The sequence below is a fragment of the Myxococcus xanthus genome (assembly GCF_006402735.1).
Taxonomy (GTDB): Bacteria; Myxococcota; Myxococcia; order Myxococcales; family Myxococcaceae; genus Myxococcus; species Myxococcus xanthus_A.
Genome location: NZ_CP017174.1, coordinates 2,222,136 through 2,246,281, shown reverse-complemented (window position 1 = coordinate 2,246,281; position 24,146 = coordinate 2,222,136). Strand labels below are relative to the sequence as shown.

Here is a 24,146-nt window from a genome sequence, read left to right as displayed (position 1 = left end):
GAAGGACTTTCACGTGGCTCGAGAGGTGAAGCCCTGGCGCCGGCTGCGGCGAGGGCTGGAGCATGACTTCAGCGTCGCCCGGGTGCGCGAGGACTGGTGGGCGGACCCACGCACGGGCCACGAACACCCACGCGTGCGCGTCGACTGCGCGGACTGGGTGAACGTCATCGCGGTGACGCCGGACGCGCAGCTCGTGCTGGTGCGGCAGTTCCGCTTTGGCGTCGAGGCATCCACACTGGAGCTCCCCGGTGGAATCGTGGAGCCGGGTGAAGCGCCGGAGCGGGCCGCGGCGCGCGAGCTGGAAGAGGAGACGGGCTACGTGCCGGGCCGAATGGTGCCGGTGGGCCAGGTGCACCCCAACCCCGCGTTCCAGGGCAACGTGTGCTTCAACTTCCTCGCGCTCGACTGCGTGAAGCGGCACGAGGGGCGGCAGGACGCGGGCGAGGACATCGCCGTGGAGCTGCACCCGCGCGCCGACCTGCCGCGCCTCATCTTGGAAGGACACATCTCCCACTCGCTGGTGGTGGCGGCCTTCTTCCAGGAGCGCCTGCTCAGCGAGTCGAAGTAGGCCCGTGCATCAGGGACGCGAGCAGCCGCAGCCGCATGCGTCGAAGAAGGGCGACTCGCCCCGGGCGCAGACGAAGAAGACGACCTGGCACTCCTTCCTGTCCTCGGACACGTAGCGGCGCTGGGCCGCCTGTGCGTCGCAGGCGGCTCGGTCCGCCACGGGTTGCGACACGTCGGCCGCGTCGCCCTCTTCCGTGAGCGCACCGCAGCCCGCGGCCCCCAGGGCCGTCAGCAGCGTCAGAACGCCCCGCAAGTCGAACACCCGTCACCTCTCGAACCGGCGCATGTCCTTCGCGCCCGCATGGCCTGAAGTGCAACGTGGGGGCCTTCCCCGCGCACCGGGAGCCCCCTCGGGGACAAGCGTGCCCTGGGCGTGGACGGCGTCACATTCGCGGCGTGTGGAGACGGACAGAAGGCGGGGCTTGAGCCCGCCTGTGTCCGCCAACGCACGGGCACTTCGGCTTCGGGGGAGGCCCCCCCTTCAGCGGGCCTTCTTCGCGCGCGTCCGACGTCGCGGCGCAGCCGCCTCAGCCGGCGTGGCCTCCTCCCGCCGCCACGTGCCGGAGCGCCCACCGGACTTGTGCTCCAATTGCACCGCGTCCAGCACCATGCCGCGGTCCACGCTCTTGCACATGTCATAGACGGTCAGCGCCGCCGCGCAGGCCGCGGTGAGCGCCTCCATCTCCACGCCGGTGCGGTCCACCGTCTTCACCTGCACGCGGACCCGGAGCCCCGCGTCCTCCGGCGCCAGCGTCACCTCCACGCCCGAGAGCGCGATGGGGTGACAGAGCGGAACGAAGTCCGGCGTGCGCTTGGCGGCCATGATGCCGGCGAGCCTCGCCGCGGCCAGCACGTCCCCCTTCTCCACCTTCCCCGCCAGGATGCGCTCGCGCGTGTCGGGCAACATCCGCAGCAGCGCGGTGGCCACGGCCACGCGGCCCGTCTTCGGCTTCCCCCCCACGTCCACCATCTTCATCGGCGCACCCCCTGGGCCACCGCGGCGAGCAGGTCATCCACGATATCGTCCGGGTCCTCCAACCCCACGGAGACGCGGATGAGATTCTCCCGGATGCCCGCGGCCTCCCGCTCCTCCGGTGTGAACCGGCGCGCGCTGGCGCTGGCCGCGTGCATCACCAGCGTGCACACGTCCCCCAGTGAAGGACCGGGCCGTCCCACCTTCAGCGCCTCCAGGAAGCGCATGCACTCCGGCCGCCCCGCGCCCTTGATTTCAAAGGCCACCATGGGGCCGCCGCCCAGCAGCAGTTCCTGCGCGGTGGCGTGGTCCGGGTGCGAAGCCAACCCCGGGTAGATGACCCGCTCCAGCAAAGGCGACTCCGCGAGGCGCCGCGCCACGTGCGCCGCGTGCTCGACATGCGCCTTCATGCGGACCGGCAGCGTCCGCAGTCCGCGCAAGGTGAGCCACGCCTCGAAGGGCCCCAGCACGTCACCCGCCAGCACCCGCGCGGCGCGCAGCGGCGCCATCCGCTCACGTGAGGCGCTCACCGTTCCGCCCAGCGCGTCGCTGTGCCCGTTGAGCCACTTGCTGGTGGACTGCACCGCGTAGTCCGCGCCCAGCGCCAACGCGCGCTGTCCCACGGGCGACGGGAAGGTGCCATCCACCACGAACGTCGCGCCCACGTCCTGGCAGGCCCGCGCCAGCACGCGCAGGTCGGGCACGCGCAGCAGCGGGTTGGAGATGCTCTCCGCCAGCACCATGCGCGGCTTCAGCTCACGGATGCGCCCGGGCACCTCGGGGTCCGTCATCAGGAACGCGTGCAGCTCCACGCCCAGCGTGGCGCACAGACTCTTGTACAGCGCGCGCGTGACGCCGTAGCCATCCGCCGGCATCACCAGCGTGTCCCCCGCCCGGAAGCCCTGGGCCTCGAAGACGGAGCGCAGCGCGGCCATGCCGCTGGCATAGGCCACGCAGGCCTCGGCGCCTTCCAGCGCGGCCACCGCCTCCTCCAGAAGCGTCGTGTTGGGCGCGCTGATGCGGGCGTACGCGTAGTCCTTCCCGTCCAGGGCGCTGTCCAGGTCATCGCTGCTGTCGAACCAGTTCACCGCCGCCGGGTAGATGGGCGGCGACACCGGCACCGCCTTGCTTCCAGCCAGCCGCGTCCCGGCGTGCACCGCCACCGTCTTCTGCTTCGAGCTCATGGGGATTGCTGCGTCCTTCGCGGGAATGGAAAAGCCGGCCCCGGGAAGGGGCCGGCCTGGGAATGCTCAGCGGAGCCGCGCGGGCGGGTGGACTACTCGCCGTGCTCGATGAGCCAGCGCTCTGCGTCGATGGCGGCCATGCAGCCCGTGCCCGCCGCGGTGATGGCCTGGCGGTAGTAGTGGTCCTGCACGTCACCACAGGCGAACACGCCCTCGATGTTGGTGCGCGTGGAGCCCGGCACCGTCTTGAGGTAGCCGCCCTGGTGCGTCTCCAGCACGCCCTGGAACAGCTCCGTGTTGGGCGTGTGGCCAATGGCCACGAACAAGCCGGTCGCCTTCACCTGATGGCTGTCACCCGTCTTCAGGTTGCGCACCACCGCGCCATTCATCCCCTTCGCGTCGCCGAGGACCTCCTCCACCGCGGAGTCCCACATGAAGGAGATTTTCGGATTCTGGCGGGCGCGCTCCTGCATCACCTTGGAGGCGCGCAGCGTGTCGCGGCGGTGGATGAGGGTGACGTGGTTGACGATTTTCGCCAGGTACGTCGCCTCTTCCATCGCCGTGTCACCGCCGCCCACCACCAGCACGTCCTGCTTCTTGAAGAAGGCACCGTCGCAGGTGGCGCACGCGGAGACGCCGCGGTTCTTGTAGGTGTCCTCGCCCTTGACGCCCAGCCACTTGGCGGTGGCGCCGGTGGAGATGATGACCGTCTCCGAGCGGCAGCTGACGCTCTCCCCCTGGATGAGGAAGGGGCGCTGGGAGAAGTCCACCTTCACCACGTTCTCCATGTGGATGGTGGTGCCAAACCGCTCCGCCTGCTTCTGGAAACGCTCCATCAACTCCGGGCCGGTGATGGCCTCCGGAAAGCCCGGGTAGTTCTCCACGTCGGTGGTCACCATGAGCTGGCCACCCGGCACACGCTGCGGGTGCTCCAGGGTGGGGCCCCCGGCGAACACCACCGGCTGCAGGTTGGCGCGCGCGGCGTAGATGGCCGCGGTGTAGCCCGCGGGCCCCGAGCCGATGATGGTCACCTTGTTGATCTTCTCCTCCACCACGACTCCTCCCAAATCTCGTTGATGGCCCCAAGGTACCAGAGCGCCTCGGGCGCGTGATACGAAGCTGGCCTCATGGATGCCGCCGTCCTCAAGAAGGTTGCGCTGTTCGAGGGTTTGACCCAGGGACAGCTCGCCAAGGTCGCCCAGATTGGCCACTCCCGGACCTACCCGGCGGGCGCCTTTCTGTTCCGTGAGGGGGAAACCGGCCAGGAGATGTTCGTAATCGCCGAGGGCAAGGTCCGCATCTCCAAGTCGGTGCCCGGCATCGGCGAGGAGGCGCTCGCCATCCTGGAGCCCGGCCAGTATTTCGGTGAGATGGCGGTCATCGAGGATTCGCCGCGCTCGGCGGACGCCATCGCCCACGTGAGTTGCGCCGTCTGGGTCATCGAGCGCTCCCGGTTGGACCAGCTGATGTTCACCGACAAGGACCTGGCGTACGTGCTGCTCTGGACGTTCGTCCGCACGCTGAGCGAACGGCTCCGCGAGACGAACGAGAAGATCAAGGGCTTCTTCGCCCTCTCCCGCTTCTGACAGTCCGTCTCAGCCCCCGAGAAGCCAGCTGGTGCAGGGATGTCCGTCCGGCATCCGAGCCCCTTCCCACGTGTCGGGACGGGTACGCACCCCACTCCCCAGGTAGCACAAGCAGGCACACGGGTTGCTTTGTCCCCGCCCCGTGGAGGGCGGCGGGATGGAGCAGGCGGCGGCGGGAGCGGCGTGGGCGGGCGAAGGGTCGGTGAGGGCGCGAGGGGTGGGAGGCGCGGAGGCGTCACGGGAGCGCCTCTTCCGGTTGGGGGCGGCGGCACTCACCGACCCGGAGCTGTTGTGCTTGGTGTGGAGCTCCGGGCCTCGCGCGCCTGGAGCGTGGGCGGTGGCGGGGGCACTGCTGTCGGAGGGCGGTGGGCTGAAGGGGCTGGTGCAGCAGGAGCCCCTGGCGCTGAGTCTGCGGCCCGGCGTGGGGCCTGTCCGGGCGGCGCAGGCACTGGCCGCGCTGGAGCTGGGCCGCCGCTCGCAGCGTGCCCGGGAGCGCAGGCCCAGGCTGCGCACGCCGAAGGAGATTGCCGCGTACCTGGCGCCGGTGCTGGGGGCGCTGCGGCGCGAGGTGTTCCACGTCCTGTGCTTCAACGCGCGCAACGTGTTGGTGCATGACGCGCGCGTGGCGGAGGGCACCATGAACACCTGCCCGGTGGACCCGCGGGAGGTGTTCGCCGCGGCGCTCACCTCGCGCGCCACGTCCATCGTGCTGGCGCACAACCACCCTTCGGGAGACCCGGAGCCCAGCGTCCAGGACCTGGGCCTGACGCGGCATCTGGTCGCGGGGGCGCAGTTGCTCAACATCAAGGTGCTGGACCACGTGGTGATGGGAGACGGCGGCTACGTGTCGATGCTGGAGCGCGGGCTGATGCCGGACGAAGCACAGGAGAAGCGGCGGGCGTGGAGCGCGAATGGAGGCGGCGGATGATGGTGAGCATGGTGGGGCTGTGGGGAGCGGTGCAGGTGGAGCTGCTGGAGGACGTCCGGGCGCAAGTGGTGCGGCTGGACACCGGACAGGCATGCACGGTGGAGCGCGCGTCGCTGCCCACGGGCGTGCGCGAGGGTGACGTCGTGGTGGATGGCCGGCTGGAGCCAGGGCAAACGGAGGCGCGGCGGCAGGACGTCGCGCGGATACGAGCGCGGCTGGCTGTTCCGGTTCCACCAGGGTTCGACCTGTGAGTGGAGGCCGCGCGCCGGCCTCGTTTCCGTTGACGGCTGGACCAGGATGATGAACATGCGCGCGATGCCGGTGGACCTGCCCTACCTCGAGGAAGCACAGCAGGGGCTGGTCCGCCACTTCGGCCTGTCCCAGTTCCGGCCGGGGCAGGACCAGGTCATCTCCTCCGTCTTGAGCGGCCGCAACACGGTGGTGGTGATGCCCACCGGCGCGGGCAAGAGCCTGTGTTACCAGCTGCCCGCCACGCTGCTGCCGGGGCTGACGCTGGTGGTGTCGCCGCTGATTGCCCTGATGAAGGACCAGGTGGAGCAGCTCACCGCGCGGGGCATCCCGGCGACCTTCATCAACTCATCGCTGTCCGACCTGGAGCGCGCGGAGCGGATGCGCAAGCTGCGCGCGCGTGAGTACAAGCTGCTCTACGTGGCGCCCGAGCGCTTCCGCAGCCAGAGCTTCCTGGAGACGGTGTCCGCGCTGGGCGTGGACCTGCTCGCCGTGGACGAGGCGCACTGCATCTCCCAGTGGGGGCACGACTTCAGGCCGGACTACGCGCTGCTCGGACAGGTAAGAAAGCGGCTGCGTCCGCCGCGCACGGTGGCGCTCACCGCCACGGCCACGCCGGAGGTCCGCGCGGACATCGTGCGGGTCCTGCTGATGAAGGACCCGCAGGAGTTCGCCATGGGCTTTGACCGCCCCAACCTCTTCCTGGGCAAGCAGGAGGTGGGCGGCGACGCGGACCGGCACGAGGCCTGCGCACGGCTGGCGTCCACGGGCGGGAGCGGCATCGTGTACTGCTCCACGCGGCGCGCGGCAGAAGACATCTTCTCCGAACTGCATGGGCGCGGGGTGAAGGCGGTGCTGTACCACGCGGGCATGGACGATGACGCCCGGCGCCGCGCCCAGGACACCTTCATGTCCGCGAAGGAAGCCGTGGCGGTGGCCACCAACGCCTTCGGCATGGGCATCGACAAGCCGGACATCCGCTTTGTCGGCCACGCCAACATCCCGCGGGCGGTGGAGGCGTACTACCAGGAGATTGGCCGCGCGGGCCGCGACGGACAGGCCGCGCGCGCGGTGCTGCTCTTCAACCACTCGGACGTCTTCACCCAGGAGCGGCTCATCCAGAGCAGCCACCCGGCCGAGGCCATCTTCGGGGACGTGTGGAACGTGCTCCAGTCAGTGGAGGAGTTCGAGCGAGGCGTGCACGCGCTCGCGGGCACGGTGAACGCCAGCGAGTTCGAGGTCTCCGCCGCGCTGCGCATCCTCGAACGCGAGGGCAAGGTGGAGCGTGGTGGCCGAGGCGAGGGCGAGCACGGCATCACCCTGCTGGAGAAGGCCACCTCGGCGCAGCCGCACTCGCCGGACGCGCAGCGGCTGCTCAAGTCCTTGCTGGAGACGTTCCCCGTGGGCCGGCAGGTCACCACGGAGCTGCCCATCCTCGCGCGCCGCATCGGGCTGTCGGTGGACGAGGTCCGCCACGCGCTGGGCCTGTTGGAGAAGGCCCACGTAGTCAAGGTCCGGCGCCCCTTCGCCGGGCGCTCCATCCGCGCGTTGGAGCGGGTGCCCTTCCGCGAGCTGGGGCTCGACCTGAGCCGCGTGCGGGAGCAGGAGCGGCAGAACCTGTCGCTGCTGCGGCGGATGACCGAGTACGCCTATACGGACCGGGACAAGAAGTGCCGACGCTCGGCCATCCTCCGCTACTTCGGCCAGCGCGACACCAACACGTCGTGTGGCAACTGCGACGTGTGCACGCCGGAAAAGATGCCCACACTGCTGGCCCACGGGCCGGCAGCGTCGCGCTCGCGTGGCACGGGCTCCGCGGCGGCGCCGGTGGTGACGAACTACAGCGAGCTGGCCTCCACGGAGCTGCGGCGCTGGCGCAAGGAACTGTCGAAGGACCTGGGCGTCGCCCCCTTCATCATCTTCAACGACGCCACGCTGCTGGGCCTGTCCGCGGCGCTGCCGGTGGACCGGGAGGGATTCCTCTCGGTGAAGGGCACCGGGGAGAGCCGCTGGGAGCGCTTTGGCCCCAAGGTGGTGGAAATCTGCCTGATGGCGCGCGCCGCGGGCCACGAGCCCCAGGCCGTGCCGGACGCCGCGGTGCGCGCGCGCAAGCCCACCATTCGTCGCCGGAGCTGAAGCCGCGGCCTCCTCAGGGGTGCCGGCGTCCGCCCTCGCGCAGGGCCCGGCGCGCCAGCAGCGTCCGGACGCCGCCCATCACCGTGCCCACCACCATCGCGAGCAGGAAGATGACCACCATGGTGGTGATGCCGAACACGACGCGCACGCCCACCTCGGAGATGCGGCCGGAGAAGTAGGCCGCTCGCAAGGGCTCCATGGCCCCCGTCAGCTCCAGGGCCCGTGCCGGCAACGAGTCCAGCGACAGCGACAGCCGCTGGAGGAAGCGCGAGGGGAAGTAGCGCAGGGCAATCTCCACCCCCAGCCCCAGCAGCAGGTAGATGAGCGACAGCAGGAACGCATTGCCCCACATGATGTGCAGCAGTGGGGAATCCGTCCGGGAGGAGAAATACCTCACGCTACCTCGCCGCCTTCTTCTTGAGGCTGGGCAGGGCCTTCTTCACCCGCGCGGCCTCATTCGAGCCACCGGCCAGCTTCAGGAACGCCTCGTAGGACTCCACGGCCCGAGGCAGGGCGCTGGGCTCGCGCACCAACGCATCCGCGAGCGCCAGGCGCGCCAGGCCATCCGCGGGCTCCAGCTCCACGGCCTTCTCCAGCGCGGCCCGGGCCACGTCCTCCTGCTTCTGCTTGAGCGCCACCATTCCCAGTGCAAGCTGGGCGCGCCCATCGAAAGGCGCCAGGCGCACGGCCTCATCCGCTGCGGTACGGGCATCCTTCACGGCCCCCGCCCCCAGCAGCGCGCGCGCCATGGTGGCCTGTGCGAAGGCCTTGTCCCAGACAGTCGGCGCCCTGGCCGCCAGGTCCTCGAGCGTCCGAGCGGCGCCACGCCCACCGCCCGGCAACTGCGCGTACAGCTCTCCCACCCGGCCACAGGTGGCGTCGGGCCCTTCTCGCCGGGCCGCGGCGAAGGCCGCCTCCGCGTTGCCACTGTTGCCCTGGCGCATGAAGGCGAGGGCAATCTCACAGAACGTGCCCGCGTCCTTCGGGTCCAGCTTGTTGGCGCGCTCCAGCGCGGAGAAGCCGCCCCGCGCGTCTCCCGCGCCGAAGAGGATGGCCGCGCGAAGCTTGTGCGCCTCGGCGTCATCCGACACCAGCTTCACCGAGCGCTGCACCGCGCCCTCCGCGTCCTTGCGGCGGCCAGAGTGGAACAGCGCCAGCGCGAAGCCCTTGTGCGCGGCCGCGCTCCCCGGGTTCTCCAGCTGCCACGCCTCGAACTGCTTGAGCGCGTCCGGCGTCCGCCCCAGGGCCAGTAGCGTGCGCCCCAGCGCGTCCCGGGCCTCGCCGTGCGCGCCGTTGCGCTCCACCGCCTGCGTCAGCGGCTTGAGGGCCATGTCGGGCAGCCCACGCGACAACATCAACCGCCCCAACGAGCACGCGGCCTCATAGTCACGCGGGTCCTTCTGGGCCTCCTCGAACAAGACCTGCGCCTTGTCGTAGGCCCGCTCGCGCCAGTAGAGCTGCCCCAGCGCCAGCCGCATGTCGTTGCGGGGCCGCTTCGCCGCGTGCAGGGCCTTCTCCAGCAGCTCCCGCGCCTGGGCGCCGTTGCCCTCGGCTGCGTCCGCCAGGGCCAGCCAGGAGACGGCCTCCGGGGGATACCGGTCATTCACACGCGTGCGCGCCAGCTCCGCGCGGGCCTTCTTCCAGTCTCCCAGGCGCGCATACGCGGCGCCGCGCACCAGGGCCACCTTGCGGCCCCCGTCGGCCTCCAGACGGGTGAGGACTTCGCGCTCCCGGTCGCGGTCCAGCAGCGTGCGGCCCAGCCCCTCGCGGGCCTCTTCGCTCTTGGGCCGCAGCTTGAGCGCGGCCTCGTAGGCGGCCTGCGCCGCGTCCAGCGTCCCGGCCGCACGACTGGCGGCGCCGAGCGCGAGCTGGAACTCGAAGGCCAGGGGGCCCTGGGTGCCCTTGGAGAGCAGCGCGCGGGCCTCGGCATGCTTGCCCTGAGCGGACAGCAGCTCGCCATGCACCAGCTGCTGGCGCGCCTTCAACGCCGCAGGAAGCTTCGGGTCCTCCGCGAGCCGCGCCACGTCCGCCAGCGCGGCATCCAGGTCCTGGTACAGCGCGAGCCGAGCCTCCGCCTGGCCGATGCGGGCCGAGGGGTGCTCGGGGGATTTCTTGCGCGCACGCTCGTACATCTCGATGGCCTGCGGAAAGTCCTCGGAAGCCTTGTAGTAATCACCCAGGGCCACCAGCGCGCGGACGTTGGCGCCAGAGGCACGAAGCGCGCGGTCAAAGCGCTCGAGCGCCTGCTTCTCGTCCTTCGCCTCCAGCAGCAGGCTGCCAGCGAGCGCGTGGACCTCGGTGCTGTCCTGCTGCGAGCCCAGCAGCGCGCTCCGCGCCAGGGCACGTCCGCGCTCGTCCGCCACCAGCACGTTGGTAACCAGCACCTGCGCGGGGGCCGCGTCCTTCACGCCCGGCCGCTCCAGCGCTTCCAGTGCCTGGCGTCGGTCCTCGGAGGCCTGCCCATGGTCCGCGTAGCGCAGCGCGTGCGCCCAGGCCGTCAGCGCCCAGGCCCGGCTGCTGCTTTCGTCCATGTCCCGCGCCTTCTCGAGCTGCGCCAGCGCGGCATCCAGCGAGGCCCCAGTGTCCTGGATGATGAGGTCCTCGGCCCGGGCCAGCGTCTCGCTCAGCGTCTGTCCGCCCTGGCTCGCGCGGATGTTGACGAAGCTGAAGACGACGATGGCCAGCACCACCACGCCCACCACGGCCCCAGCGACCTTCACGCCATGCCGGGCGATGAACGACGTCTTCGCCGCCTCACGCGCCAGCTTCGCCCGCAGTTCCTTCTCGTACTCGGCGGTGAGCGCTTCGGTGTCCGGCTTGCGCGCCTTGGCCTTCGCGGCGGTGGCCGCGGGTGCGGGCGCAGCGTCCGGGATCTCCTCCAGCAAGGAGCGCTTGCCCCCAGAGCCTCGCGGCGTCGCGGGCGTGCTCGCCACGACGGGCCTCGACGCCGTCGGCTCGGGAGGAGGAAGGTCGCCCAGGAGACCACCCGCGACAGAGGCCCCGGCGTCCTCGGCCGGAGCGGCCCCGGCCTGCTGTTCATCCACGTCACCGCTCGCCTCGGGCTCCGAGGCCGCGGCAGTCTCCTCCGCGACGGACACCTGTTGCGTCGGCGGGTCCGCGACAGCGCCGGAGTCCTGCTCGGCGTCAGCGCGTTGCTCGAACGCGGAGTCCTCCGAGGGCGCTTGGGTCACGGAAGCCGCTTCATCCACGCCACGCGGAGGGGCGTCGTCGTCATCACCCAGCCCCAGGTCCAGGCTCGGAAGCTCCGCGCCCAGGACTGACGACACCGGCACCGGCCGGTTCAACAGGCCCAGCGAGGCGCTCGCGTCACGGCCACCGTCCCGCGGAGCCGCGTCATCCGAAGGGACTGCCGCTCCGCCCTGCTCCGCCGCGCCAACGTCCGAGCCCGCCTGAGCGTTCCCTTCCGCGTCCGCGTTCGTGCGCCCCTGCTCCGCGTCCTTCGCGGAGGCTTCGGATGCCACATCCGCGCGAGCGGCCGCCGGGGCGTCACCCGCCGGCACCGCACCGGCGCTCGCGGGCTTCAGCTTCGCCGCATCCCCCAGCGCGGCGGCGCGCAGCCGGGCAGCGGCCATGGGCGCCACCGTGGGACTCGGAGCCTCGTCCTTCGACGCCTCCTCCGACGGCGCGTCCTCGTCCGACGAGGGCTTCTCCAGCCCCATCAGGTTCGCGAACACGGGAGCCGGTCCACCCGCGAACGCCTGCTCCGTCTGCTCCAGCCACTGCTTCACGCGGCCATCGTTCGGCTGCAGCGCCAGGGCCTTGCGAAGAATGGGAAGCGCGGACCGGTACAACCGGTGCTGGAGCAGCACCTCGCCAATCAAGTTGTAGGCGTAGGGGTTGTCCTTCTCGATGGAGATGGCCTGCTCGAACTGGTCCATCGCCTCGGCGGGCCGGCCCTGCTGAATGAGGGCCTTGCCCCACAGCACGCGCCCGACAACGGATGCTGGGTGGTGGGAGATGCCTTGCCCGCAGACCTCGATGGCACGCGCGGCGTCCCCCTTTTCCAGCAGGGCCTTGGCGAGTTCGACGAAAACGGAAGAGGTGGGGTCCTGCCGGAGGAGCTGCTCGTAACGCTCCACCATCGACTTGGCCATTGCGCTCGCGACTCCGGTGCTCGGGCGGGGAGCCGGACCATACCACCGCTCTCTCGTCCGAGGATGCTGCCGGGTGGTACCCTCCCCACCGTGAATCGCCTGCCTGCCCTGCTCCTCGCGCTCGTCCTCGGGGCGTGCGCAACCACGTCCAAGAAATCCAACCTGGAAGCACTCAAGCCCACCGTGGAGCGCTTCCACCAGGCCCTCCGGTGGAAGGACTTCCGGAGCGCCACCCGCATCCTCGTCCCCGAGCGGCGCAAGGACTTCCAGAAGGCGCGCCTGGAGCTCAACGACGACAAGGACCTGTCCATCACCGACTACGAAATCGAGGACGTGAAGCTGTCCGACGATGGGCACCGGGCCACGGTGCAGAGCCGCATCCAGTGGATGCGGCTGCCCTCGGCCTCCGAGCGCACCGCCATCGTCACCTCGGAGTTCGTCTTCCGGGACGGGGCGTGGCTCCTGGAGAGCCAGGACGATGGCCCCTTCGAGGGTGAGCTGCCGAGCCCGAGCACCAGCCCCGAGCAGCCCCCATCCCCCTGAAAAGAAACCGCCCACCGTCTCGGGGCCGGCCGAGGCGGTGGGCGTCGGGAGCTCCCCTATGGAGCGCCCTACAAGAATCCGCCCGCCGTCTCGGGGCCGGCCGAGACGGAGGGCGTCGGGAACTCCCCCATGGAGTGCCCTACAGTTTGACGGGGCGACACCGTTGCCGGGCCCATGTCGCCGCGCCGTGATGGGCAGCCACTAGAGCAATGAGAGTGCCAAGCACCGCGCCAGGAGCGGGCGCTGGCGGATGGCTGGAGATTCAAGGGGTTGCAACGACTATCGGCCTGACGCCGCCCTACCCCCGGGGCAGGCCTCTGACATGTCTGTCAGGGGCCCCTGGGCCGGACGTCGCGCTGGGCCTGACAACAGTGTCAGGGGGCCTCGGACTTTCCAGCAGCTAGTCGCCCTGGACGGAGCGGATGGTGTCGCGCATGGAGTGGCGCGGCTTCCAGGCCACGTCCTTCACCCAGCGGCTGCCGTCCACCGCACATAGGAACTGGATGTGGTCCAACTCCGGCGGCGGGAAGTTGGCCAGCCGGTACTTGAACAGCATACCCAGCAGCGGCCGGGCCACGGGGTGCGGCACGGGGATGGGGGTATTGCCCAGCTCGCGCATCACCGCGGACAGGGGGACCTCGCCGGGGCCCACGACGTTGTAGACGCCCTTGGGCTCCGGGCGGAGCGCCTCCACCATGGCGCGAGCGACGTCCTCCACATGGATGAGCTGCACCATGGGGTCGAAGCCCGCCATCATCCAGGGCCTGCGCATGCGCAGGTAGTTGGACGGCGCGTTCTTGATGGTGGGCCCGACGATGTGGACTGGCCGGAGGATGACCGTCTCGATGTGCGGGTGCTTCCAGAAGAAGCTGTGCGCCAGCATGTCCACTTCGATGAGGTCGCGCACGCCGGAGAAGCGACTGGCGGCCATGAGCGGCGCGTCTTCCGTGAGGAAGTTCGAGTTGTCCGGGCTGGGCCCGTAGACGTTGGCCGAGGACAGGACGACGACCTTCTTCACGCCGTACTTCGCGCAGTACTCCAGCAGGCGCGTGGTACCCACGACGTTGAAGGAGTGGTGCTCCTCTTCACTCATCCGGGGGTCATGCATGATGCCCATGTGGATGACGGCGCGGATTTCGTTCTTCCGGAAGACGTCCTCCGCCTTCTTCTTGCGGAGGTCGAGCTCGTACATCTCGACGTCCTTCGGCCGTCCCGCGAAGGGCCGCCGGTCGATGCCGATGATGCGCTCGTGCTTGTGCAGCAGCTTCGCGAGGGTGCGGCCGAGGTTGCCGCTGATACCCGTGACGACGACGGCCGGTTTCATGGAACTCCCCTCTTTAGCACCGCCGCGTTTAGCGCTCACCAGAACACGCCCTGACGCTCCTTGAGGCCCTGATGGAGCATGGATTGGATGGACGCCTTCACGGTGCGAACCTTCTTGTCCAGCTCACTGTCCTCGTCGTCCGGGCGCCCGGAGAAGTGCAGCGGCTCCCCGAAGTAGATGCGGTACTTCGTGGGCAGGGGAATGGGCAGGCCCGTGGGGGTGATGGGGAAGGACGGGAAGCCCAGGAGCTTCGCCACCGGCTTCAGGTCCATCAGCGCCGGAGCCTGCTCCTCCGCGCCAATGACGGCCACGGGGACGATGGGCGTGTTCGTCTCCAGCGCCAGGCGCATGAAGCCCAAGCCGAACTCCTGGAGCTGGTAACGCTGGGGCCACAGCTTGTTGATGCCGCGCGTGCCCTCGGGGAAGACGAGGATGGCCTCCTCCGACTCCAGCAGTCGCCGGCAGTTCTCCGGCGTGCCAACAATCTGCCCCACGCGGGCCATGAAGGTGGACACGTACGGGAGCGACGACACCCACTTCTCCACCATGCTGCGGATGACGCGGGGCGGGCTGGCATCCAGCATCATCGCCACGCCAATCATCGCGCCGTCCATGGGCAGTTGGCCGGAGTGGTTGGACACCAGCAGCACCCGGCCGGCGGGCACGTGCTCGATGCCGAACGTCTCCACACGGAAGTAGTTCCGGTAGAGCCACAGGAGCGGGGCCACCGCGGACAGGCTGTAGTCCAAATCGAACCCAAACGGGTCCACCCCGTACTCGTTACCCGGGCGCGCCAGGCCATCGAGCCGCTGCTTCTGCTCGTTGTTGGCCAGCCGGTCCGTCCACTCGCGCAGGCCCTTCTTCACTCGGTCGGTGACGTTCTCCAGCATGGGGGCTCTTTACACCACCGGCCCCGCCGCCGGGAGGGTCCGTCGGCGGAAGCCCTCCCCCTGGCGTAGCAAGCGTGCCCCACGGACACCCAGGCACGGCAGGGACGTGCGCTGTTGGACAGGTGCCCTCGTGGGAATGCCTTACACCGAGGCCGACAGGCGCCCGGCGACGTCGCGCAGCGTGAGGACCTCGCGCTCCGACTTCAGCCAGCCGAACACCTCGCGCAGGCGCGCCATCTTCTGGGTGGCGCTGACGCGCAAATCCCGCTGCTGCCGCACCAGCTCCGGGGGAATCCCGTCCGACGCGTCCAGCACGTCCACGCCGTGCAGTTCGAAGTTGAAGAAGGTATCCCGGCGGCACGTGCGCCACAGCGCATGCAGGGACGCGCGGGGCAGCGTGGTGGCGAAGGTGCCGATGAGGGGGAAACGCAGCGCGGGCGTCACCGTCATGGGCAGCTCCAGCACGGTGCCCGAGCCCCGCCGGTAGGGCTGCGCCGGGTCGGGCCGGTACGGCACCCGAGGCGCCAGCAGCACGCGGGGCGTGTCCAGCACGGAGCGGGACGGACGCCCCAACACCGACAGGGCCCCCATCACCGCCGCCTTCGCCAGGTAGTACGGCACGGCGGGGAAGGCCGAGGAGCCATACCGGTAGCCCAGCGCCGCCGTGGCCGCGTACAGGTCCGCGTTCAGCGTGTAGCCCGGCGCGCGGAAACCCTCCGGCCGCGCACCCGTGGCCGCGAGGATGGCGGCATCCGCGCGGGCCAGGTCCGCATGGATGGCCTCGGGACCCCGGCGCGTCAGCGCGTAGTCATGGGCGTGGCTGTGGCTGGCCACCTCGATGCGCGCCTCGTGGGAGGCGCGCATGCCCGCCACGGCGACCGGGTCGGACTCCAGGTCCTCACCGATGACGAAGAAGGTCCCCGGAATGCCCAGCCCGTCCAGCAACTCCCGGAAGCGAGGCACCGCCACCGCGTGCACCAGCGAGCGGGCGCGGGCGTCCAGCAGCGACTCCGGCAGGCCGTGGATGCGGCAGTAGTGGGGCAGCGAGTCGAGGTCGACGGAGATGGACGCCAGCCGCACGGTGCGCCCTCCCCGGCTCAGGTCCCGCGGACGCGGATGACGTAGAACAGCTTGCCCACGTTCTTGAGCACGTTGGGCACGCGCTTGAACAGGTGGATGGAGGGCTGGCGCTTCTCGTGGAGCTGGATGGGAATCTCCATCACCCGCAGGCCCTCGCGCCACGCGCGGATGACGAACTCGCTGGCGAACACGTCCATGTCCACCACGCACTTCTGGATGACGGGCAGCAGCGCCTCGCGGCGGAACGCCTTCAGGCCGTGCGTGTCCGTGCCCTGGAAGCCCAGCGCCACCTTCAGCAGCTTGTTGTGCACCCGCGTGGCCGCCCGGCGAATCAGCGGGCGCTGGTCACTGGCGCCCTTGGCCGCCTTGGAGCCCACCACCATGTCCGCCTCGCCCCGCTCCAGCCGCGGCAGCGCCGCGTCGTAGAAGGTCAGGTCGCACAGGTCGATTTCATCGCAGATGACGTAGGTGCCCCGGGCCTTGAGGATGCCGGCCTTGAGCGCCACGCCGTAGTTGGGCGTCTCCGAGTGGAACCAGCGCAGGCGCGAATTGTTCGCGCACAGCTCTTCGAGGATGGCCGGCGTGGCGTCGCGCGAGCCGTTCTCCGCGAAGATGATTTCGTAGTCGAGCCCGCGCGCATCCAGCCCCTGGCGCAACTCCTCCGCCGCCGAGGCGATGATGGACTCCTCGTTGTAGACAGGGATGACGACGGTGAGGTGCGGGGCCATGAACTCGAACAGAGATGGCTAACACGCCCCAAGCCACCCGTCGACACAATGCGACGGGTGGGCGAAGGGGATGTCAACCGTTGAGTGTCCTCGCGCACGCACGCCCGGCGAGGATGGCGTCCTCCATCGAGGAGTACTCCCACTGTCCATAGCGGCCGGCAATCTGGATTCCGGCATGCTCCAGGAAGCGCAGAATCTCAGACTTCGCCGGTCCGTAGGCGTCGTCGTAGAGCACGTAGGCGTGGGGAATCTCGCGCGCCTGGGCGAAGAGGACGTCGTCCGCGGCGTGAATCATCTGCGAGCGCACCAGGTCCTCCACCGCGTACTTCTCCGCCGCGGCCGGGGACAGCTCGCCGTGGTGGCTGTACTCCACGTAGAAGGTGGACGTGTCCGGCGGCGCCAGCGGCGCGTACACCGCGGAGGGCGAGCCGATGCGGTACGTGTGGAACTCCGGCTCCGGCAGGTAGATCCAATGCCAGGGCTGGCGGTTGGCTCCCTTGGCGCCCACGGCCACGTAGGTGACGGTGGTGGCGCGCAGCTGCTTCGCCGCGTCCTGCACCGTGTCGGGCACGCCGGCCTCGCCCTTCGCCAGCAGCTTCACCAACCCAGGCAGGGAGATGCTGGACACCAGCCCCGCATAGGGCTGCACGCTCCCGTCGGACAGCGTCACCTTCCGGGCCTTCCAGTCAATGGCGGTGGGCTCGGTGTGGATGCTGAGCTGGCCGCCCTTCAGGTGGCTCAGCATGGCGCGGGCGAGGCTCTCGATGCCGCCCTCACGCGGGTAGAGGAACGACGCGTTGTAGCCGACCGCATCGCTGCCAGCGCCCAGCGCGCCGTCCACCACTTCCTTGAGGTTGGGACGGGGCACGAAGCGGCCCACCCAGGCGGCGGACATCTCACGCGGGTGCACCGTCCACAGCTTCTGGTTGTAGGGCACCATGAAGTTCTTCGCGAAGCCCTCGCCCATGTAGCGGAGGATGAACTCCTCGAAGTTGCGCGGCTCGCGCTCGCGCAGCTCGCGGCCCTTCTCACCGTAGACGGCCTCCACGTAGCCGGTGAGGTTCTCCGCCACCACCTCCGGCGGCAGACCGTGGGTGTTCACCTGGTACGGGAAGCGGGTGAAGACTCCGCGCGTGAAGATGCCGGCCTTGCGCTGGATGCGGACCATCTGCTCCGGCAGCCACAGCGTGTTCACCAGGGCCTGGATTTCCGGGTCCCGCAGGTGGAGCCAGTGACCGGTGGGGTCAAAATAACACCCCTGGATGACCTCGGTCTTGATGAGGCCGCCGACACGGTCGGACTTCTCGATGAGGCGCCAGGGCTTGTTCAGGAAGTGGGCGGTGGAGAGGCCCGCGAGGCCCGCGCCCAGGATGACAATGGGTTCCATTGAGGGGCGGGTCTACCACCTTCCACTCCGGGAACGGCGAATCGAACGCGGCGTGCGCACCGGTGGAAGGCGAGAGCCCTCGCCCGCTTGCCCGGGAGGGTGCGCTTCAACCTCCTCGTGCGCGTTCTTTCCGGGCTGGAAACGCCTCTGGTAGCCTGCGAGCACCGCGAAGGCGCTCGGTCCCCCTCTCGCGAGCTCGGAATCCCATGAAAGTCTCCTGCCCGTCTTGCCAGACGAACTACAACATCGATGACAAGCGGATCCCGCCGGGCGGCGCGAAGCTCAAGTGCGCCCGGTGCCAGACCACCTTCCCCATCAAGCTCGAAGCAGTGAGCGCGCCCTCGGCGCCTGCTCCCGCCGAGCCCGCACAGGCCACCGCCATCCCGCTGCCGGGTGCCACGTCCGCCGCGCCCCTGACCGCCGCCATCCCGCTGCCCGGTGCCGCGTCCGCGCAAGCCGCCGCCATCCCGTTGCCCGGTGCCGCATCCGCGCAGTCCGCAGCCATTCCGCTCCCTGGCGCCCCCGCGTCCGCAGCCATTCCGCTCCCTGGCGCCCCCGCGTCCGCGGGTGCCATCCCGCTGCCGGGCGCCGCGCCGACCCACTCCGCCGCGATTCCGCTCCCTGGCGCTCCCGCGTCCACGGGCGCCATCCCGCTGCCCGGTGCCGCGTCCGCGCAAGCCGCCGCCATCCCGTTGCCCGGTGCCGCGTCCGCACCGTCCGCAGCCATTCCGCTGCCGGGCGCTCCCGAGGCGTTCAGCGCCGCGCCCCACGCCGCCGCCATTCCCCTGCCCGGCGCGGGCGCGCCTCAGCCCACCGCCATTCCCCTGCCGGGAGGTGCCCCGGAGGCCGACCCGTTCGCCTTCGACATGGGCGAGCCCGAACAGGCCGCCGCCATCCCGTTGCCGGGAGGTGCCCCGGAGGCCGACCCGTTCGCCTTCGACATGAGCGAGCCCGAACAGGCCGCCAGCGTCCCGCTGCCGGGAAGCGCTCCCGAGGCCGACCCGTTCGGCTTCGACATGAGCGAGCCCGAACAGGCCGCCATGCCCCTCCCGGGCGCCGCGCCCGAAGAGGACGCCTTCGCCTTCGACATGAGCTCGCCCGCGGAGGCCGCCGCGGCCATGCCGCAGGCAGGTGGCCCGTCCGACATGGACGCGTTCGGCGACGACTTTGGCGAGCCGGTCCGGGACACCCGCGAGGTGACGCGCGTCGTCTCCATTCCGCTGCCGAGCGACGCCTACCGCGAGCCGCCCGCCGCTCCGGCGTCGGGCTACGGCGTGAATGAACCCGCGGGAACGGCGCGCGACTTCGACTTCGAGACCGTCGAAGCCCCCGTCGAGGACGCCGCACAGGGCTACGGCGTGAACGCGCCCGCAAGCACCGCCAGGGACTTCGATTTCGCCGATGACGCCCTGCCCGTTCCCGTCGAGGCTCCGCCCGCCGAGGACGCGTTCGCCTTCGACATCGAATCCTCCAGCGGTGCCGCCCAGGCCCAGCCGCCCCAGGAAGACCCCTTCGCCCTGCCGCCCCCTGCGGCCTACGCGCAGCCGGCCGCCCCGGTGGACGACCCGTTCGCCCTGCCTCCGCCGGACATGGCGCCCCAGACGGACGCCTTCGCGCCGGACGCGTACGAGATGCCGTCCGCGCCCGAGGCCTCGCCCTACGCGATGCCTCCGCCCGCAGCGGGAGCGCCGTCCTTCGACTTCGGCGAACTGCCCGTCCCCGCGAACGCCGATCCGTTCGCACTGCCCCCTCCGGGAGCGGACTTCTCCGACCTGCCCGCGCCCGCCGCGCCCCAGACCCTCGAGTTCGCGGACCTGCCGGCCCCCGCCGCACCGGACCTGTCGTTCGACTTCAACGAGCCGCCCGCGCCCGGTGCGGACCCGTTCGCCGTCGACTTCAGCACCCCACCGGCCCCCGCGGCGGATCCGTTCGCTGCCGATTTCGGCTCCGCGCCAGCGCCTGGTGCGGACCCGTTCGCCATCGACTTCTCGGAGCCTCCGGCCCCCGCGCCAGCCGTCGCCGTCAACCCGGCCGTGGACTTCGGTGACGTGGACTTCGGCGCGCCTTCTTCGCCCGGCATCCCGGACTCGCTCGAGTTCGACCCGACCGCCCGGCCGGATGACGACCTGGAAGCGGACCTCTCCGACCCGCTGCCGCCGCCGCCCAACGCGGGCCCCGCGGACGGCCTGGAGATGCTGTCCTTCATCGACGACGCCGCGGGTAAGGACGGCGGCGCCCAGGCGGGCACCAAGGTGCGCCGTTTCCACGTCCGCCGGCGCTCGGGCAAGGTGTTCGGCCCGTTCGACGAGGGCGTCATCGTCAAGATGCTCGAGGACGGGCAGCTCCTCGGGAACGAGGACGTGTCGCTGGACTCGGAGACCTGGTCCGCCATCGGCACGGTGCCCACCTTCGCCGCCGCCATCCAGCGGCTGATGGAAGGCCCCGCCAAGCTGGTGACGCCCACCGCGGCGCCCGCGGCGGCCGTCATCGACGCGCCCCGCGTGGACGGCGCCAGCCCGCAGGCCAACATGAAGCGGCTGGAGCAGCTCTATGAAGGCCGCATGGCCGCGGTGTCCGTGGTGGACCGCAGCGGCAACACGGAGAAGTGGAAGAAGCGCGTCCCGCTGATGATTGCCGCGGGTGTCGCGGTGGTGGTGGCGGGCATCGGCGCGGGCACTGAGTTCGGCACGCGCTACGGTGCCTTCGGCCGCCGCGCCCTCTTCCCCACCCGCCTCTCCGACGGCTCAGCCGAGGCGAAGCAGGTGGCGGACGCGAAGCAGGCGCTGCTCACGGACACCTTCGCCAGCTACAAGCAGGCCCGCGAGCTCAGCGCCAAGGTGCTCGCGCAGAAGGAGTACCCGGAGGTGCGCTCGCTGTGGTGCCAGTCCGTCTACTACCTCCAGCGCCGCTACGCCGCGGGCAATCCGAACGAGATGAGCCGCTGCCGTCAGGACATGGCGGACATCGAGTTCCTGGGAGAGAAGGACGTGGACGTCATCAAGGCGTCCGCGGCGATCGCGCTCACCTCCCGGCAGGCGGACTCGGTCATCCCCCCCCTGAGCGGCGCCTACGGCCGCGAGGATACCCAGGGCGACCTGGAGTTGGCCTTCCTGCTGGCCGAGGCCTACTCGCAGAAGCGCGACGAGAAGCGCGCCCTGGACACGCTGAACAAGGTGCTGGCGAAGAACCCCAAGTCCGCCAAGGCCCACCACGCCGTGGGCAACCTGCACCAGGCCGCCGACCGCGCCGACGAAGCCGCCGCCGCCTATGCCGCGGCCCTGGAAGCAGACCCGAAGCACGTGGCCTCCGCGGTGGAGCTGGCCGCGGTGGAGTTGCTGGTCCGCAAGGACGTGGCAAAGGGCACGGAGGCCGTTGAGCGGGCGCTGGCCGAGGACGTCCAGTCCGCGCTGGGCCCCGCGGAGCTGGCGCGCGCCCGCGGCCTCAAGGGCGTGGCGATGTTCCAGAAGCACCAGCCGAAGGAGGCCGAGGCCGAGCTCAAGGCCGCCCTGGAGATGGACGCGAAGTCCACCTTCCTCCGGGGCCAGCTGGCGCGGGTGCTGCGCGCTCAGCGCAACTTCGAGGGCGCCCTGCCCATCTACAAGGCGCTGGCGACCGAGGAGCCCAACAACCTGGAGTTCGCGGACGGCCACATCACCGCGCTGGTGATGACCGGGAAGATGCAGGACGCGCTGGAGGCCGTGAAGAAGGCCAACGGCGTGTTCCCCAACGAGGCGCGCATCGCCTACCTCTACGGGCGCATCGAGGACGCGCTCGACAACCTCTCCGACGCGGAGGGCCACTACAAGCGCGCCATCGCCGCGGACGACAACCTGGTGGAGGCCCGCCTCTACCTGGGCCGCTTCTACCTGGCCCAGCGCCGCAACGCGGAGGCGCGGCCTCAGCTCGAGGAGGCGGCGAAGAAGGCACCGGAGAACGCGGGCGTGCGCGCGGGCCTCGGCGAGCTGGCCCTGGCGGAAAACAACACGCTGCTGGCCCAGCAGGAGTTCGAGCGCTCCGTGAAGCTCGACCCCATCCTGGCGGACGCCCACCTGGGCCTGTCCCGCGTGGCCCTGCTGACGGACGACCTGGAGACGGCGAAGGCGGAGGCCAACCGCGCCCTGGAGTTGGACCCGCACCTGTTGAAGGACGGCCGGCTGCAGCGCGGGCTCGTGCTGTGGCGCCTGGGGCAGTTGGAAGAGGCCGTGGCGGAGCTGGAGAAGGCCAAGACGGAGGACCCGCGCTCCACCACCATCCCGATTACGCTGGGCGCCGTGCTGCTGGAGCGGGGCGATTTGCCGGGCGCGGAGAGCAACCTGGGCCTCGCGCTGAGCAACGAGCCCTCCAACCACGAGGCGCTCTACTACCTGGCGCTGGTGAAGGCGAAGCGGCTGGAGTTCACCCAGGCGCTGGACAACATGCGCAAGGCCGTGGAGCGGGCCCCCAACCGCCCCGACTACCACTACGCCTACGGCGTCATCCTGCGGGACGCGAAGAACCTGCCGGACGCCATGAGCGCGTGGCGCAAGACGGTGGAACTGGATGGCACCCACGCAGACGCCCACGAGGCGCTCGGTCATGCGCTGCTGGAGGGCAGCCAGTTCGACGAGGCCATCACCTCGTTCGAGGCCAGCCTCAAGGCAGACCCCCGCCGCACGCGGGTGCTGGGCTCCATTGGTGATGCGTACTTCGCCGCCGCGCGCTGGAACGACGCCATCAAGCGGTACCAGTCGGCCCTGAAGGCGGACCCCAAGCTCACCTACGTCTATTACAAGGTGGCCCGCGCCTTCACCGAGCAGGCCCAGCACGCCAAGGCCATCGACTGGTACCGCAAGGCCACCAGCCTCGATTCGGAGAATCCCATGGCCTACTACTACCTGGGCTTCGCCTATAAGGAGCGCAACAAGCGCCGGGAGGCCGTGCAGGCCTTCAAGGACTACCTCTCCCGCAAACCGGACGCGACCGACAAGAAGGACATCGAGGACGAAATCTACGACCTGCAGAACTGAGGTCGTCGTCCGCCGGACGTCTCTGCGCCCGGCGCCTCCCCTCCCCCACGGAGTCAGGGCGGAGGGGCGCTCGGCGTCCGGCCTTGAGCACCCCAGACGCGAGGAACCTTGCTGGCCTCACCCGGGGTGACTACAAGGCGTGCTCCATGCTGGACCTCCGGAACGTTGCGCAGAACTTTGATGCGGTGGTCGCCCGGCTCAAGACGCGGGGCGGCAACCTGGATTTGGGCCCCTTCCAGCGGCTCTTCGCCGAGCGCCGCGAGCTGTATGTCTCCGTGGAGTCGCTGGCCGCGCGCCGCAACGCCGCCAACGAGGAGATGAAGCGCAAGGCGAAGGAGGACCCGAAGGCGCTCGACGCGCTCCGCGGCGACCTCCGCGCCGTCTCCCAGGAAATCAAGGAGAAGGAAGCGCGCCTCAAGGACGTGGAGGAGGAGCTCAACCGCATCCTCCTGCTCATCCCCAACGTGCCCCATGAATCCGTCCCCGAGGGCGGCGGCGCCGAGGACAACGTCCAGGTGAGCATCTGGGGACAGAAGCCCGACCTGCTCTTCGCGCCCAAGCAGCACTTCGAGCTGGGTGAGAAGCTGGGCATGCTCGACTTCGAGCGCGCCGCCAAGGTGTCTGGCAGCCGCTTCACCTTCTACAAGGGCGCGCTGGCCCGGCTGGAGCGGGCGCTCGTCACCTTCATGATCGACGTGCACACCAGCAAGGGCTACACGGAGCTGCTCCCGCCCTACCTGGTGCTGCGCGAGACGATGATGGGCACCGGTCAGCTCCCCAAGTTCGAGGACGACGCCTTCAAGACGCTGGGCGAGCCGGAGCGCTTCCTCATCCCCACCGCGGAAGTGCCCGTCACCAACTACCACGCGGACGAAATCCTCGAGGGCGAGTCCCTGCCCATCCGCTACTGCGCCTTCAGCCCCAGCTTCCGGGCCGAGGCGGGCGCCGCCGGCAAGGACACCCGCGGCCTCATCCGTCAGCACCAGTTCCACAAGGTGGAGCTGGTGAAGTTCGCCCACCAGGAGAAGAGCCTGGACGAACTCGAGGCCATGACGGACGACGCCTGCGACATCCTCCGCCGCCTGGGCCTCCACCACCGCGTCATGCTCCTGTGCACCGGAGACATGGGCTTCAGCGCCCGGAAGACGTACGACATCGAGGTCTGGCTCCCCGGACAGAACAGCTACCGGGAGATTTCGTCCTGCTCCGACTGCGGCGACTTCCAGGCCCGCCGGGCGAAGATTCGCTACCGGGCCCAGAGAGGGGACAAGCCCCAGCTCGCCCACACGCTCAACGGCAGCGGCCTGGCGGTAGGCCGGACGACCATCGCCATCCTGGAGAACTACCAGCGCGAGGACGGAAGCGTGGCCATTCCGGAGGCGTTGGTGCCGTACATGGGCGGCTTGAAGGAACTGAAACCGATTTGAGTCTGAATCCGGCTTGCAACGCG

Annotated in this window: 19 protein-coding genes; 8 read left to right on the top strand and 11 right to left on the bottom strand. The window is 70.2% G+C overall.

Features of this window, described 5'->3' with window-relative positions:
* Positions 1–13: 13 nt before the first annotated feature.
* Positions 14–568, top strand: a complete 555-nt coding sequence (locus BHS09_RS09495; RefSeq protein ID WP_140789098.1) for an NUDIX hydrolase — start codon at positions 14–16, stop codon at positions 566–568.
* Between the two features lie 9 nt (positions 569–577).
* Here BHS09_RS09495 and BHS09_RS09490 read toward each other — a convergent pair whose 3' ends face one another.
* The 4 genes from BHS09_RS09490 to trxB all read right to left on the bottom strand — a co-directional run bounded on the left by BHS09_RS09490 (position 578) and on the right by trxB (position 3,779).
* Positions 578–829 (bottom strand): hypothetical protein, encoded by a 252-nt coding sequence (locus tag BHS09_RS09490; protein WP_140797730.1) that lies wholly within the window; start codon positions 827–829, stop codon positions 578–580.
* 219 nt (positions 830–1,048) lie between these two features.
* On the bottom strand, positions 1,049–1,543 hold the full coding sequence (moaC, locus tag BHS09_RS09485) for a cyclic pyranopterin monophosphate synthase MoaC (protein WP_140789095.1): 495 nt from the start codon (positions 1,541–1,543) through the stop codon (positions 1,049–1,051).
* Positions 1,540–2,724: a trans-sulfuration enzyme family protein gene (locus BHS09_RS09480; RefSeq protein ID WP_140789093.1), complete on the bottom strand. Its 1,185-nt coding sequence runs from the start codon at positions 2,722–2,724 to the stop codon at positions 1,540–1,542. The genes moaC and BHS09_RS09480 overlap by 4 nt, the downstream gene beginning before the upstream one ends.
* A 92-nt stretch (positions 2,725–2,816) precedes the next feature.
* Positions 2,817–3,779 carry a thioredoxin-disulfide reductase gene (gene trxB, locus BHS09_RS09475; RefSeq protein ID WP_140797729.1) on the bottom strand — a complete coding sequence of 321 codons (963 nt, stop codon included), beginning with the start codon at positions 3,777–3,779 and terminating at the stop codon, positions 2,817–2,819.
* Between the two features lie 72 nt (positions 3,780–3,851).
* On the opposite strand from trxB, the gene BHS09_RS09470 reads away from it, so the two are divergent.
* From BHS09_RS09470 to BHS09_RS09455, 4 genes are all read left to right on the top strand, one after another.
* Positions 3,852–4,310 (top strand): Crp/Fnr family transcriptional regulator, encoded by a 459-nt coding sequence (locus tag BHS09_RS09470; protein WP_140789089.1) that lies wholly within the window; start codon positions 3,852–3,854, stop codon positions 4,308–4,310.
* Between the two features lie 157 nt (positions 4,311–4,467).
* Positions 4,468–5,238 carry a RadC family protein gene (gene radC, locus BHS09_RS09465; RefSeq protein ID WP_140797728.1) on the top strand — a complete coding sequence of 257 codons (771 nt, stop codon included), beginning with the start codon at positions 4,468–4,470 and terminating at the stop codon, positions 5,236–5,238.
* Entirely contained in the window at positions 5,238–5,489 is a 252-nt protein-coding gene (locus BHS09_RS09460; protein ID WP_140800643.1) for a DUF3006 family protein, read from the top strand. The genes radC and BHS09_RS09460 overlap by 1 nt, the downstream gene beginning before the upstream one ends.
* Before the next feature lie 46 nt (positions 5,490–5,535).
* The gene (locus tag BHS09_RS09455) at positions 5,536–7,623 is read left to right on the top strand and encodes a RecQ family ATP-dependent DNA helicase (RefSeq protein WP_140797727.1); all 2,088 of its coding nucleotides are present in this window, start codon (positions 5,536–5,538) and stop codon (positions 7,621–7,623) included.
* Positions 7,624–7,636: 13 nt separating this feature from the next.
* Here BHS09_RS09455 and BHS09_RS09450 read toward each other — a convergent pair whose 3' ends face one another.
* Positions 7,637–8,020: a hypothetical protein gene (locus BHS09_RS09450; protein ID WP_140789083.1), complete on the bottom strand. Its 384-nt coding sequence runs from the start codon at positions 8,018–8,020 to the stop codon at positions 7,637–7,639.
* A gap of 1 nt (position 8,021) precedes the next feature.
* Positions 8,022–11,738 carry a tetratricopeptide repeat protein gene (locus BHS09_RS09445; protein WP_237080270.1) on the bottom strand — a complete coding sequence of 1,239 codons (3,717 nt, stop codon included), beginning with the start codon at positions 11,736–11,738 and terminating at the stop codon, positions 8,022–8,024.
* 90 nt (positions 11,739–11,828) lie between these two features.
* On the opposite strand from BHS09_RS09445, the gene BHS09_RS39260 reads away from it, so the two are divergent.
* Positions 11,829–12,281, top strand: coding sequence for a hypothetical protein (locus BHS09_RS39260; protein ID WP_237078173.1), 453 nt, complete (start codon positions 11,829–11,831; stop codon positions 12,279–12,281).
* 400 nt (positions 12,282–12,681) lie between these two features.
* Here BHS09_RS39260 and BHS09_RS09440 read toward each other — a convergent pair whose 3' ends face one another.
* The 5 genes from BHS09_RS09440 to BHS09_RS09420 form a co-directional block, all read right to left on the bottom strand.
* Positions 12,682–13,605: an SDR family oxidoreductase gene (locus BHS09_RS09440; RefSeq protein WP_011552040.1), complete on the bottom strand. Its 924-nt coding sequence runs from the start codon at positions 13,603–13,605 to the stop codon at positions 12,682–12,684.
* A 35-nt stretch (positions 13,606–13,640) separates the two neighbouring features.
* Entirely contained in the window at positions 13,641–14,495 is an 855-nt protein-coding gene (locus BHS09_RS09435) for a lysophospholipid acyltransferase family protein (RefSeq protein WP_140789079.1), read from the bottom strand.
* A 141-nt stretch (positions 14,496–14,636) separates the two neighbouring features.
* Positions 14,637–15,575, bottom strand: a complete 939-nt coding sequence (locus BHS09_RS09430; RefSeq protein ID WP_140797725.1) for a polysaccharide deacetylase family protein — start codon at positions 15,573–15,575, stop codon at positions 14,637–14,639.
* A 17-nt stretch (positions 15,576–15,592) separates the two neighbouring features.
* Positions 15,593–16,303, bottom strand: coding sequence for a glycosyltransferase family 2 protein (locus tag BHS09_RS09425; RefSeq protein WP_140797724.1), 711 nt, complete (start codon positions 16,301–16,303; stop codon positions 15,593–15,595).
* Positions 16,304–16,376: 73 nt separating this feature from the next.
* Positions 16,377–17,690 carry a protoporphyrinogen/coproporphyrinogen oxidase gene (locus BHS09_RS09420; protein WP_140797723.1) on the bottom strand — a complete coding sequence of 438 codons (1,314 nt, stop codon included), beginning with the start codon at positions 17,688–17,690 and terminating at the stop codon, positions 16,377–16,379.
* Positions 17,691–17,896: 206 nt separating this feature from the next.
* On the opposite strand from BHS09_RS09420, the gene BHS09_RS09415 reads away from it, so the two are divergent.
* Positions 17,897–22,696 (top strand): tetratricopeptide repeat protein, encoded by a 4,800-nt coding sequence (locus BHS09_RS09415; RefSeq protein WP_140797722.1) that lies wholly within the window; start codon positions 17,897–17,899, stop codon positions 22,694–22,696.
* A gap of 146 nt (positions 22,697–22,842) precedes the next feature.
* Positions 22,843–24,123 (top strand): serine--tRNA ligase, encoded by a 1,281-nt coding sequence (gene serS, locus BHS09_RS09410; protein ID WP_140796396.1) that lies wholly within the window; start codon positions 22,843–22,845, stop codon positions 24,121–24,123.
* Positions 24,124–24,146: the final 23 nt, after the last annotated feature.

Excerpts from the sequence above, each read along its gene's own strand:
- BHS09_RS09435 (WP_140789079.1), bottom strand. The coding sequence starts at position 14,495 with ATGCTGGAGAACGTCACCGACCGAGTGAAGAAGGGCCTGCGCGAGTGG.
- radC (WP_140797728.1), top strand. The coding sequence starts at position 4,468 with ATGGAGCAGGCGGCGGCGGGAGCGGCGTGGGCGGGCGAAGGGTCGGTG.
- BHS09_RS09470 (WP_140789089.1), top strand. The coding sequence starts at position 3,852 with ATGGATGCCGCCGTCCTCAAGAAGGTTGCGCTGTTCGAGGGTTTGACC.
- BHS09_RS09445 (WP_237080270.1), bottom strand. The coding sequence starts at position 11,738 with ATGGCCAAGTCGATGGTGGAGCGTTACGAGCAGCTCCTCCGGCAGGAC.
- BHS09_RS09480 (WP_140789093.1), bottom strand. The coding sequence starts at position 2,724 with ATGAGCTCGAAGCAGAAGACGGTGGCGGTGCACGCCGGGACGCGGCTG.
- moaC (WP_140789095.1), bottom strand. The coding sequence starts at position 1,543 with ATGAAGATGGTGGACGTGGGGGGGAAGCCGAAGACGGGCCGCGTGGCC.
- BHS09_RS09420 (WP_140797723.1), bottom strand. The coding sequence starts at position 17,690 with ATGGAACCCATTGTCATCCTGGGCGCGGGCCTCGCGGGCCTCTCCACC.
- BHS09_RS09440 (WP_011552040.1), bottom strand. The coding sequence starts at position 13,605 with ATGAAACCGGCCGTCGTCGTCACGGGTATCAGCGGCAACCTCGGCCGC.
- BHS09_RS09455 (WP_140797727.1), top strand. The coding sequence starts at position 5,536 with ATGATGAACATGCGCGCGATGCCGGTGGACCTGCCCTACCTCGAGGAA.
- BHS09_RS09460 (WP_140800643.1), top strand. The coding sequence starts at position 5,238 with ATGGTGAGCATGGTGGGGCTGTGGGGAGCGGTGCAGGTGGAGCTGCTG.
- BHS09_RS09415 (WP_140797722.1), top strand. The coding sequence starts at position 17,897 with ATGAAAGTCTCCTGCCCGTCTTGCCAGACGAACTACAACATCGATGAC.
- BHS09_RS09425 (WP_140797724.1), bottom strand. The coding sequence starts at position 16,303 with ATGGCCCCGCACCTCACCGTCGTCATCCCTGTCTACAACGAGGAGTCC.
- serS (WP_140796396.1), top strand. The coding sequence starts at position 22,843 with ATGCTGGACCTCCGGAACGTTGCGCAGAACTTTGATGCGGTGGTCGCC.